This window comes from Ditibartonella choladocola (assembly GCF_002007565.1).
Classification (GTDB): Bacteria; Pseudomonadota; Alphaproteobacteria; order Rhizobiales; family Rhizobiaceae; genus Bartonella; species Bartonella choladocola.
In genome coordinates, this window is the sequence record NZ_CP015625.1 from 1,003,207 (window position 1) to 1,014,647 (window position 11,441).

Here is an 11,441-nt window from a genome sequence, read left to right on the forward strand (position 1 = left end):
AACATTAACGTTTCCTGTCGCTTGTTAGGCGACCCTCCGTTCAACCCCCGGCCAAATGCCGACAATGAACGCGCGGTCTTTACAGTGTATTTGGAAAAATAGCAAGCAGGAAGACAACAAAAACCGTTTTCGGGTTGGAAGAATGATATTGTCGATATATGAGTGATTGAAATTTAAACAGCCAATTTTCGGAGTTCAGGCAAAATGGCTTTTCTGGAAAATATCGATATTCTCATTTTCAATTTTTTCGCCGCAACCCCGCAGACCCCGACACTCATTGCTTATTTGGGCATTGTTTGTGCGAAATTCCTTATCTATTTCATTCCATTCCACCTGATTATATTATGGTTTCTTGGCGGGCGAGGGGAAAGGCAAGCAGCTCTTTCTATCGTGATTTCAGTGGCTGTAGCGCTTCTCCTCAGTTTTATTATCGGACAACTTTGCTATCGACCGCGTCCCTTTGTGGCAGGAATCGTCAAAGCTCTTATCGAACACAAGGAAAATGCTTCCTTTCCGAGTAATCATGCCTTGATTTTCACAATCTATGTTTTTTCATTATATTGGTATCGTTATAAACAGGTGGCGAGAATTGGTCTTGTCCTCGGTTTGCTGACTTGTTGGGGGCGTGTCTTTACAGGCGTCCATTATCCTTCCGATATTTTCGGCGGTATTGTTCTGGGGCTTGTAATTTCTGTGATAGTAGCGCGATTTCTTATGCCGTTTGTTCCCAAATTTATTTATGAATTGCCATATTCACCAAAAGGAAGAGGAACAGATTTACAGGCCTGATCCGTTAAGTCCGGCTTGACTTTTAGCGCTTTTATAGGCCAAGACCTGATAATCTTTGTTTTTAAGCCAGGGAGTACACTCTAATGGTTTGTGCATTTACCTTTCCCGGTCAGGGAAGTCAGACAGTTGGTATGGGCAAAGCACTGTCGGAACAATTTTCCGAAGCGCGTGCAGTATTTGAAGAAGTCGACGATGCTTTGGGTGAAAAACTTTCCTCGGTTATGTTTGAAGGGCCGGAAGATGTTTTGACATTGACCGCTAATGCACAACCGGCTTTGATGGCAGTTTCCATGGCTGTCATCAGAGTGCTCGAAAAAAACGGACTTGATCTCAAGAACAAGGTTTCATTCGTAGCAGGGCATTCTCTTGGCGAATATTCGGCATTATGTGCTGCTGGAACGTTCAGCCTTGCCGATACTGCGCGCCTTTTGAGAATTCGTGGAAATGCCATGCAGGAAGCGGTTGCAGTAGGCGAGGGAGCCATGGCAGCAATTATCGGCCTTGAAGAAAACGTTGTTGCAGAGATTTGCAGTTCGGTTCTGGGGGAAGGCGTTTGCGAAATTGCCAATGATAATGGCGGCGGGCAACTTGTTATTTCAGGCGCGACAAAAGCTGTTAACGAAGCAGTCAAACTTGCAACAGAAAAGGGTGCAAAGCGGGCAATTCTGCTTTCTGTTTCGGCACCGTTCCATTCCAGTTTGATGCAGCCTGCTGCTGAAGCCATGCATGATGCTCTTCTCGACGTGAATAAACTTGCACCAAGTGTGCCGGTTATTCCCAATGTTTCTGTCGAGCCGGAAACAAATCCGGAAAAAATCATAGAATTGCTCGTTCGTCAGGTCACAGGCCGCGTGAGATGGCGCGAAACAGTGGAATGGTTGGCAGCTCATCAGGTCGATACACTTTTTGAAGTCGGTAGCGGCAAAGTTTTAACCGGACTTGCAAGACGAATCGACCGGAATTTGCACGGCTTGACCGTAGGGACAGCCGAAGAGATTGACAATGCGCTGAAAGCGCTTGGTGTATGATTAAGGAATTTGGCGATGTTTGAATTTAAAGGGCGTAAGGCACTTGTAACCGGAGCGAGCGGTGGTATCGGCGAAGCGATTGCACGTCGGTTGCATGAACGGGGCGCTATTGTCGGACTTCATGGCACACGCGAGGAAAAGCTGAAAGCTCTTGCCGAAGAGCTGGGTGATAATTGTTTCGTTTTTCCTGCCAATCTTTCCGATCGTGAAGAAATTGCAAAATTGGCAGAAAAAGCCGAAAATGAAATGGATGGCATTGATATTCTGGTCAATAATGCCGGCATAACACGTGACGGCCTTTTCGTGCGTATGAGCGACCGTGACTGGGATGATGTGTTGGCTGTCAACCTGACAGCGGTATTTCTTTTGACACGCGCATTGACCCACCCGATGATGCGCCGCCGCTACGGGCGCATTATCAATATTTCGTCTATTGTCGGTGTTACCGGTAATCCCGGTCAAACCAATTATTGTGCAACCAAAGCCGGAGTCATCGGTTTCTCGAAATCTCTCGCTCAGGAAATTGCAAGCCGCAATGTGACAGTCAATTGTATTGCTCCGGGGTTTATTGAGTCGGCAATGACCGACAAACTTAACGACAAGCAAAAGGAAACAATTATTTCGGCTATTCCTATGAAGAAAATAGGAACAAGCGACGATGTGGCGGCTGCCGCGATCTATCTTGCAAGTGACGAGGCTTCCTTTGTCACCGGCCAGACATTGCACGTCAATGGCGGAATGGCGATGATCTGACGATTGATTGTGAAAGACTCGAATGAATATTCACCAATTTTAAAAGTGCAATATTTTGTGCCGGATGCTGTGTTTTTATAGTTTTTGCTTGAGCAAAAAGACATAATTCTGGCACAAAATGAAGAGAAAGACGCAAAATTTGCTAAAATATCTTTGCGCCTTGGCGCCGAGTATGGTAACTGGCGCCTTTAAGGCCGGCGGGTAAAGCCGGTTGATCCCTTGAGGGGATATCCACAGGATGTATTTGAAAACCTAAAAATGATAGGGTTAAATGCATCTATTGCTTGATTAGATGAGCCCGTGCCGCTAACCAAGGCAGGGAAACAACAAAAGTCGAGGATCCGACATGAGTGATACAGCAGAACGCGTCAAGAAAATCGTCATCGAACATCTTGGTGTTGATGCAGATAAAGTAACCGAAAACGCAAGTTTCATTGACGATCTTGGTGCCGATAGTCTTGACACCGTAGAATTGGTCATGGCTTTTGAGGAAGAATTCAACGTAGAAATTCCTGACGACGCAGCCGAAACGATTTTGACCGTTGGCGATGCCGTCAAATTTATCGACAAGGCTTCGGCCTGATTGCTTAAGGAGGCAAAAACCTTTGTCGGTTTTTGTCTCCTGTTCTTTTTTCTCGCCAATATTTGCTCGCCAATAAACGAGTAATCCGGTTTAATTTTTAAGATTGGGATTTGAAAGTATGAGACGTGTCGTCATTACCGGTTTGGGGCTGGTTTCTCCACTGGCCGGCGACGTGGAACATAGCTGGAAACGGCTTCTTGAAGGTAAAAGCGGCGTTCGCCGTGTAACCGAGTTCGAGGTCGATGATCTTCCGTGCCAGATTGCCGGCCGTATACCACTCGGTGACGGTACTGATGGAACGTTCAATGCCGATCTTCATATGGAGCCGAAGGAACAGCGCAAGGTTGATCCGTTCATTCTCTACGCAATGGGGGCGGCGGACGAAGCACTAGATGATGCCGGCTGGCACCCGTCGAATGACGAAGACCAGATTCGTACCGGAGTTATGATCGGTTCGGGTATTGGCGGTGTCGAAGGAATAGTGGAAGCCGGATATACTTTGCGGGACAAAGGGCCAAGGCGTATTTCACCATTTTTCATTCCCGGACGACTTATCAATCTCGCATCGGGTTATGTTTCGATCAAACACCACTTGCGCGGCCCTAACCACGCTGTTGTTACTGCATGCTCGACAGGCTCGCACGCGATTGGTGACGCATCAAGGCTGATTGCACTTGATGATGCTGATGTTATGCTTGCCGGCGGCACTGAATCACCGGTGAACCGCATTTCTCTGGCCGGATTTGCTGCTTGTAAAGCGCTGTCAACCGGTCGTAACAATGACCCCGAACATGCTTCACGTCCTTACGATAAAGACCGTGACGGGTTTGTTATGGGGGAAGGCTCTGCCGTTGTTGTGCTTGAGGAATTGGAACACGCTAAAAAGCGCGGCGCCAAAATTTATGCAGAAGTGATCGGCTACGGTTTGTCCGGCGACGCCTATCATATAACAGCTCCTTCCGAAAGTGGTGATGGAGCAGAGCGGTGCATGCGTGCGGCTATCAAGCGCGCCGGAATCGATCCTTCGGAAATTGATTATATCAATGCACACGGAACATCGACGATGGCCGATACAATCGAACTGGCAGCCGTTGAACGTGTCATGGGCGCACATGCCTCGAAAGTCTCGATGTCTTCTACAAAATCATCAATAGGCCATCTGTTGGGGGCTGCCGGTGCTGCCGAAGCTATATTCAGTGTGTTGGCCATCCGCGACAATATTGCACCCGCGACAATCAATCTCGATCATCCGTCTGTCGAAACGAAGATAGATCTCGTTCCCCATAAACCGCGTGAACGCAAGATCGACACTATTTTATCGAACTCGTTCGGATTTGGCGGAACCAATGCATCGTTGATTATGCGCCGTTTTTCAAAATAGATGAAAATTCCGGAATATTTCGCTTTTTCGCTACATTCTTGAAATTTTGCCGCAATCTTGAGATAACCGGTGATAACGGGAAATTTGTAGCAAACAGGATGTGTGCTTATGTCTGATGAAGAAAAGAAGATGACATCCGACCATAATTTTTCCCGGTCATCCTTATCAGAAAAAGAATCGCAACAACCGGAACAGGATCAATTCGCCTCGGAATCCGGTGCATTGTCATTAAAACAAACTCCTTCGCAAGCGGAACCGGCTACGCAGCCTTCCGGACAAGCTAGCGCACCAGTTGCCGAGGGAGAGGTCGAAAAAGATCAAAACAGTCTGCCGACTTTACAGCAATCTTCGATAGAGCCTGAAGAAGAACTTGAGGAAGCGGATTTATCGCAAAAGCCGACTGAAGAGCCTAAGGAAGCGCATTCATCGCGCTTGCAAATTGGCGGTAACGATCAGCAGCAAAACGAAGGGGTGGACCCCACGCCGTCCGGAAATGACAATTCCGGCAACATTCCGAACGAGAAAGGTACGACTTCGGAAAAAAATGGTGGCGCAAAAATAACAGCCAAACCGAGCCGGTCCAAAGTTGCGCGAAATCCGTTTATAATACTCGGAAATTTCTTCCTGATGCTGGTTCTGGTGGTGATTCTGGCAGTCACGATACCGATATATGTCGGAAAAAACATGTTTCTTGCAGCAGGACCGCAGGAATCCGAACAAGTGGTTCTCATCAGTCAAGGTTCCGGAATCAGGGAAATTGCTTCCATACTTGAAAAACAGGGCTTGATAAGGTCGGCAGATATTTTTGTTTACGGTGTCGGCTATCAGGATAAAGCGCGGCTTTTAAAAGCCGGAGAATATGCCATACCGGCACATGCTTCCATGAAAGATATTATGGACATTCTGGTGAATGGAAAATCGATAGAACATTCGTTTACCGTGCCGGAAGGGCTGACTGTGGCGCAAGTTTTCGACCGTCTTGCCGCCAATGATATTCTGGTCGGCGATTTACCGAAAGTTTTGCCGCCTGAGGGAAGCCTTATGGCAAATACCGTTAACTTTACCCGCGGGACGACGCGTGAACAGATTGTGAAACGGTTACGGGAAGGCCAGCAGAAACTGGTTGCCGACATCTGGGCAAAGCGCAGAGCCGATTTGCCTATAAAAAATATCAATGATTTTGTGACACTTGCTTCAATCGTCGAAAAAGAAACCGGCATCCCGTCCGAAAGACCTCAGGTGGCAGCGGTTTTTTATAACCGGCTTGAAAAAAATATGCGGCTGCAATCCGACCCGACGGTCATTTATGGTTTGTTCGGGGGGAAGGGTAAACCATCCGACCGGCCGATCTATCAATCCGATCTTGATAAAGAAACTCCCTATAACACTTATAAAATAAACGGACTTCCGCCTACACCGATTGCAAACCCAGGAAAAGACGCGTTAGAAGCCGTAGCCAATCCACCTAAAACGGATGCACTTTATTTTGTTGCTGATGGTACGGGCGGACATGTTTTTTCAAAAACATTGGATGAGCATAATGCAAATGTGCGCAAATGGCGCGCTCTGCAAAAAGACGAGTAAATTAATCAGGCAGAAAAATAACCTGTAAAACTCTTATCAAGCAGGCGGTCACCCGCACCGGATTGCGTCGACATTGCGATTTGCCGAATAAAGAGCATTATGATGTCGAATTATTCGTTACCGGCATTTTACGAGCATTCAAGTTGAAAGACGTTATCAAATCCGGCTTTTTAAATAGCACGGCGTTTTAAACATTTTTCTCAAATAAAGTAGGTTCATGATTGTCGGATGAACTATTCAAATGACCCTTTTTCTTGCATGCAATTCGATTGCCTCGATTTAACTGATAATATAAAAGTGGGAATGATTAGTTTGTCTCACGCTGTTTTGAAAAATTATGGACGCTGAACCAATAGAGAATCGGAAAAACTTAAAAACCAAAGTGCTTGAAGATGGTGTGCGGAAATGTGATTTTGTAGAAAATAAAACAGCGATCGGCATAGCTCGACAGAAATCACAGACCGGTTCTGTCGAAGGATCGCTTTTCCCGTCTGTAATTGTAAAAAGTTTGAATGTCTCACCACCGTGGGAAGGTTCTATGACTGTTTTCACCCGTTAGTTTTCAGAAATGTTGTTTGAGGGGGCAACAATATTTAACAGGAGTTTAGTGACATTGCAGAGTATGACAGGATTTTCCCGATCAATGATGACAGCGGAAAACGCGACAATTGTTTGGGAAACGCGTTCGGTTAACGGCAGGAATCTGGATTTGAGATTTCACTCGACCATTGCCATTGACACTATTGAATATGAATTGAAAAAAAAGGCGTCCGAGTTTTTTTCGAGGGGCAATATAAATTGTTCGCTTAATGTGTCTTTTGCTGCGGGCAATTCCCACCCGAAAATCAATCGGGAGTATCTCGATTGGGTATTGAAGTTATCCGACGAACTCGAACAGACATACGGGATTCAAAAACCCACGATCGACGGCTTGTTGAATATGAAAGGTATCCTTGAATACGGTACGCCGGAAAATGAAACAGTCGAAAACGAGGATCTGAGGCGGGCTATTGTGGGCGGATTTGAAAAAGCCCTTAATGAACTCAAATTTGCCCGCGAAAAAGAAGGGGGCAATCTTCAAAAGATTCTGTCAGGCCAGATAGATAATATTGAAAAACTGGTCAATGAAGCACGCAATGATCCGGCGCGAACACAAGAAGCAATAAAAGACCGGTTAAAAGAGCTTGTTGACTGTCTTCTCGGAGCCGGTGACAAATTCGACAGCCAGAGATTGGAAATGGAAGCGGTTTTGCTGGCTACAAAAGTCGACATTCAGGAGGAACTAGACCGTCTTGACGGGCATGTCGAAGCTGCACGATATTTGCTCGGATTGAACGAACCGGTCGGTCGGAGGCTGGATTTTCTTGCTCAGGAATTCAACCGTGAAGCCAATACGCTGTGCTCGAAGGCGCATACAGCCTCGCTCTCGACCATTGGGCTGTCTTTGAAAGCGGTGATTGACCAGTTGCGAGAGCAAATCCAGAACGTTGAATAAATGAAAAGTCATGGCGCTTGGGGCTTTACTGCTTTATGACGATTAATGAAGGAATGGACAATGGAAAATACATCTGAACGCGAACTCAATTTGAAAAATGCGGGAACACGACGCGGTGTATTGTTGGTGATTTCATCACCATCGGGTGCCGGTAAGTCCACATTGTCGCGTTTATTATTGGAAGACGGTCATCTTGGATTATCGGTTAGCGTTACGACGCGCGAACCAAGACCGAGCGAAATTAATGGTGTCCATTATCACTTCATCAGCGAAAAAGAATTCAAAGAGAAGCGCGATAATGACGAATTGATAGAATGGGCGGAAGTTCACGGCCATTTTTACGGTACATTACGCGAAACGGTGGATACAGCTCTCGCCGCAGGCCGTGATATGCTTTTCGACATTGATTACCAAGGCGCCAGACAATTACAGGAAAAAATGCCGAATGATGTTGTCTCCATCTTTATTTTGCCGCCTTCGATGAAGGAGTTGAAATCACGTTTAACCGGACGTGGAGAAGATTCAAAAGATGTGATTGACCTCAGGCTCCATAATGCACGCGGAGAGATCGAGCATTATAAATCATATGATTATGTGATAATTAACGAAGATCTCGAACAGTCATTTTCCCTTATAAAAGCCATCCATCTGGCCGAGGCAATGAAAAGGCGCCGCTGTCTCTACCTCACTTCTTTCATAAATGGCTTATTGAATGAAAAAGTGGAATAATTTGGTCTGAACGGGAATATCAGCCATTGGCAGTGTCAATGATACATGACGCTGCCCGATAAATCGCCTTTCGGTGTTTTGCGACATTTCACGAAAATATTGCCTCATGTTTTGGTTCGAGAAGCGAAAATAATTGATCGTTTGCAAACAATATTGCTTGATAGAAACGTGAGGGTAGCGTGCTCTCTGGAATTTGTCTGCTGGCGGTTGTTTTTCTGAAGCGGTAAAAGCTCTATCCTTGTTCTTCAAGGGCTTTGGCAAGGTCTACAAATTCTTTTATATCGAGTGTTTCGGCTCTTCTTGTGCCGTCGATTCCCGCTTTTTCAAGTAAAGACTCGCCACCGAGCGATTTGAGACTTTGGCGGAGCATTTTGCGTCTCTGTCCGAATGCCGCTTTGGTCACGTTTTCCAGATAATGCAGGTTACAGTGAAGCGGATTATCATTCGGTATGATGTGAACGATCGAGGAGGTTACTTTAGGGGGAGGTGTAAAGGCTTGTCTTGGAACATCAAACATTATGCGCGAATATGTGCGCCATCCGGCGAGAACGCCCAAGCGGCCGTAATGCGGGGAACCGGGGAGTGCCACAATACGTTCGGCCACTTCTTTTTGAAACATCAATGTCATGGATTTATAAAAAGGCGGCCAAGGTTCGGCTGAAAGCCAACGTATCAGAAGTTCGGTTCCGATATTATATGGAAGATTGGCAACGATTGCAGGCTTTTCAGTGCCGTTAAAAAGGCTTTGATAGTCTTCGACAAGTGCATCACCTGAAATAATACGTAGGCGATCAGGATAGATTCCAGCAATTTCTTCTAACGCGGCAATGCAACGTGTATCGCGTTCGATGACCGTCACAATTGCACCTTGAGCGAGCAGGGCGCGCGTCAAGCCGCCAGGACCGGGTCCTATTTCCAATACCGGCTTTCCGGCTATGTCACCCGCCTGACGCGCTATTTTTGCGGTCAAGTTGAGATCGAACAGAAAATTTTGTCCAAGCGATTTTTTTGCACTCAAGCCGAATTTTTCAATGACTTCACGTAAAGGAGGGAGTGAATCTATTGTCATGACTGGTGCGTGTTTTTTGCAAGTTTGTCGGCAAGCTTCAAAGCGGCGATGAAGCTTTCAGGTGAAGCTATTCCTTTTCCCGCTATATCAAAAGCTGTTCCATGATCGGGGGAAGTGCGAACAAAAGGCAGCCCCAGAGTGACGTTGACGGTGTCATCGAACCCGATTGTTTTAACCGGTATCAATGCCTGATCGTGATACATACACAACGCAGCATCGTAATTTTCGCGAGCACGGGCATTGAACATGGTATCTGACGGAAGTGGACCAATAAGCTCGATTCCCTCGGAGCGCAAAATGTCCATCGCCGGTTTGATAACGGTTTCTTCCTCGTGCCCCATCGCACCACCTTCACCGGCGTGCGGGTTAAGGCCGGCTATTGCCAGTCGTGGAGTTTTTATAGCAAACTTTTCGGATAAATCCCGTGCAACGATACGCCCTGTTTCGACCAACAATTCCTTGATTAAAGAGTGTGGAACTTCTTTTATAGCAATGTGGACAGTTACCGGAACGGTTTTTAATTCAGGACCGGCAAGCATCATAACCGGTTTATAAGGCCGTCCATCAAGCTTTGCCGCGAGATCGGCTAAAAATTCTGTGTGGCCGGGAAAATGAAAGCCTGCATCATAAAGAATTTTCTTAGCTATCGGACACGTAACCAATGCACATGCCTTTTTCGAGTGAACAAATCGAACACCGCGTTCTATTGCTTCCACAATTCCGGCTGCATTTTTTGAAGAAGGCTGCCCCGGTTCAGCCGATTGCCGGTTATTTAACGCGACAATCGGGAAAGTCTCGTCGAATTTTTTTTCGACCGCGTCAATATCAACAACTGCAAAGCGGACATCCATTTTCAATAATGAAATTGTCTTTGCGACCACATCAGGGTCAGCCAGAACAAAAAAAGCCGGTATCTGACGAAAATGGCGTAATTGCCAGGCTTTCAGTGCAATTTCCAGCCCGATTCCTGCAGGATCACCACTACTGACGGCAAGGACAGGCATCAAGGATTTTCAATGCGGGCTTTCGACCGCAATTCCTTCACATATTTTTCACTTAAGTCCTCGGCCTTTTTATCTCCGGACTTTTCATTGTCCTGAATAGTAAAGACCAATTGAGCGACTTTATCGTCCGAAACCTTTTTAATATTGCAAACGGCAATGGCTTCAACGCCCCTTGCAGTTTCCTGTGGTGGGGTCATGCGCCCGACAGGAGTTGCCTTGATTGCTTTTTCCCACTCTTCCGGCAATTGAGGCTCAAGCACGCGGCCGAGGTTACGCACAGTGACATCAAGCATAGTTGTTGCTTGTTGTTTAAGATTGCTGCAACCGGAAAATTTCGAGCGGAATAATTCGGCGTCCTGCTTCCTTTTTCCCAATATTGCATTGCGTCGGTCACTTGGAACAACAAAAATAACTTGCTGCAGTTCGTATTCGTTAGCGGTAGGTTTAACGCCACCGTTTTTCAACATACGCTGTACGGCTTCCTGTTCGGAAATAATTCCGCCCTCGGCGCGATAACGTGCACTGACCAAACGCCCCCATCCCATCTGGACGCGAATATAATTTTTAAAATGGTCGGCTGTTACACCGGCTTGGCCCAACATATCGGTAAGCTGTGCCACAGTCATATGATTTCGTTCGGCAAAGCCCATAAATGCCTTGTTTACCTCGTCGTCCGAAACGTCGATATTGCGTTTTTTCATTTCGACGCGCTTGAGCATTTCTTCAATAAGTTCGTCCTTGGCTTGCGCAGTCAGATTTCCTGTTTTTCTTTGCAATTTAAGGAAGGCAGCACGCCTTTGAATGTCATAATTGGTAATTGCATTACCATTAACAATGACGGCGACAGCTGTTTGCGCCGAAACTCCGGCCTGCTGGGCTCGTGGTGCACAAAAGGCGTTGCTGTGTAAAAAAGTTACGCCCATGAGCGACGCAATACATAATGCCAATGAGCTGTTTTTTATCTTCTTCATTGTTTCTAGCTTCCGCTTTTTGCCAATTTTTCAACAAATAATCGATATATTGTTC

11 protein-coding genes are annotated in these 11,441 nt (G+C 46.3%); 8 read left to right on the plus strand and 3 right to left on the minus strand.

Annotated features, from left to right (window positions below; all coding sequences use genetic code 11):
- Positions 1-204: 204 nt before the first annotated feature.
- From BBC0122_RS04475 to gmk, 8 genes are all read left to right on the plus strand, one after another.
- Positions 205-789 (plus strand): undecaprenyl-diphosphatase, encoded by a 585-nt coding sequence (locus tag BBC0122_RS04475; protein ID WP_077991713.1) that lies wholly within the window; start codon positions 205-207, stop codon positions 787-789.
- Between the two features lie 83 nt (positions 790-872).
- Positions 873-1,817, plus strand: coding sequence for an ACP S-malonyltransferase (gene fabD, locus BBC0122_RS04480; protein ID WP_077991715.1), 945 nt, complete (start codon positions 873-875; stop codon positions 1,815-1,817).
- A gap of 15 nt (positions 1,818-1,832) precedes the next feature.
- Positions 1,833-2,570 carry a 3-oxoacyl-[acyl-carrier-protein] reductase gene (gene fabG / locus BBC0122_RS04485; RefSeq protein WP_077991717.1) on the plus strand — a complete coding sequence of 246 codons (738 nt, stop codon included), beginning with the start codon at positions 1,833-1,835 and terminating at the stop codon, positions 2,568-2,570.
- Between the two features lie 346 nt (positions 2,571-2,916).
- Entirely contained in the window at positions 2,917-3,153 is a 237-nt protein-coding gene (locus BBC0122_RS04490; protein ID WP_077991719.1) for an acyl carrier protein, read from the plus strand.
- Between the two features lie 118 nt (positions 3,154-3,271).
- On the plus strand, positions 3,272-4,534 hold the full coding sequence (gene fabF, locus BBC0122_RS04495) for a beta-ketoacyl-ACP synthase II (RefSeq protein WP_077991721.1): 1,263 nt from the start codon (positions 3,272-3,274) through the stop codon (positions 4,532-4,534).
- 558 nt (positions 4,535-5,092) lie between these two features.
- Positions 5,093-6,118 carry an endolytic transglycosylase MltG gene (gene mltG / locus BBC0122_RS04500; protein ID WP_225868176.1) on the plus strand — a complete coding sequence of 342 codons (1,026 nt, stop codon included), beginning with the start codon at positions 5,093-5,095 and terminating at the stop codon, positions 6,116-6,118.
- Between the two features lie 607 nt (positions 6,119-6,725).
- Complete coding sequence (locus BBC0122_RS04510; protein WP_077991725.1) at positions 6,726-7,613, plus strand: YicC/YloC family endoribonuclease; 888 nt, start codon at positions 6,726-6,728, stop codon at positions 7,611-7,613.
- A gap of 60 nt (positions 7,614-7,673) precedes the next feature.
- Positions 7,674-8,342, plus strand: coding sequence for a guanylate kinase (gene gmk, locus BBC0122_RS04515; RefSeq protein ID WP_077991727.1), 669 nt, complete (start codon positions 7,674-7,676; stop codon positions 8,340-8,342).
- Positions 8,343-8,574: 232 nt separating this feature from the next.
- On the opposite strand, the gene rsmA is transcribed toward gmk, so the two are convergent.
- Genes rsmA through BBC0122_RS04530 form a run of 3 tightly spaced genes read right to left on the minus strand, consistent with a single transcriptional unit; the run spans position 8,575 to position 11,386 of the window.
- Positions 8,575-9,411: a 16S rRNA (adenine(1518)-N(6)/adenine(1519)-N(6))-dimethyltransferase RsmA gene (gene rsmA / locus BBC0122_RS04520; RefSeq protein ID WP_077991729.1), complete on the minus strand. Its 837-nt coding sequence runs from the start codon at positions 9,409-9,411 to the stop codon at positions 8,575-8,577.
- Complete coding sequence (pdxA, locus tag BBC0122_RS04525; protein WP_077991730.1) at positions 9,408-10,415, minus strand: 4-hydroxythreonine-4-phosphate dehydrogenase PdxA; 1,008 nt, start codon at positions 10,413-10,415, stop codon at positions 9,408-9,410. Before pdxA ends, rsmA begins: the two co-directional genes overlap by 4 nt.
- Positions 10,415-11,386: a peptidylprolyl isomerase gene (locus BBC0122_RS04530; protein ID WP_077991732.1), complete on the minus strand. Its 972-nt coding sequence runs from the start codon at positions 11,384-11,386 to the stop codon at positions 10,415-10,417. Before BBC0122_RS04530 ends, pdxA begins: the two co-directional genes overlap by 1 nt.
- Between the last annotated feature and the right edge of the window lie 55 nt (positions 11,387-11,441).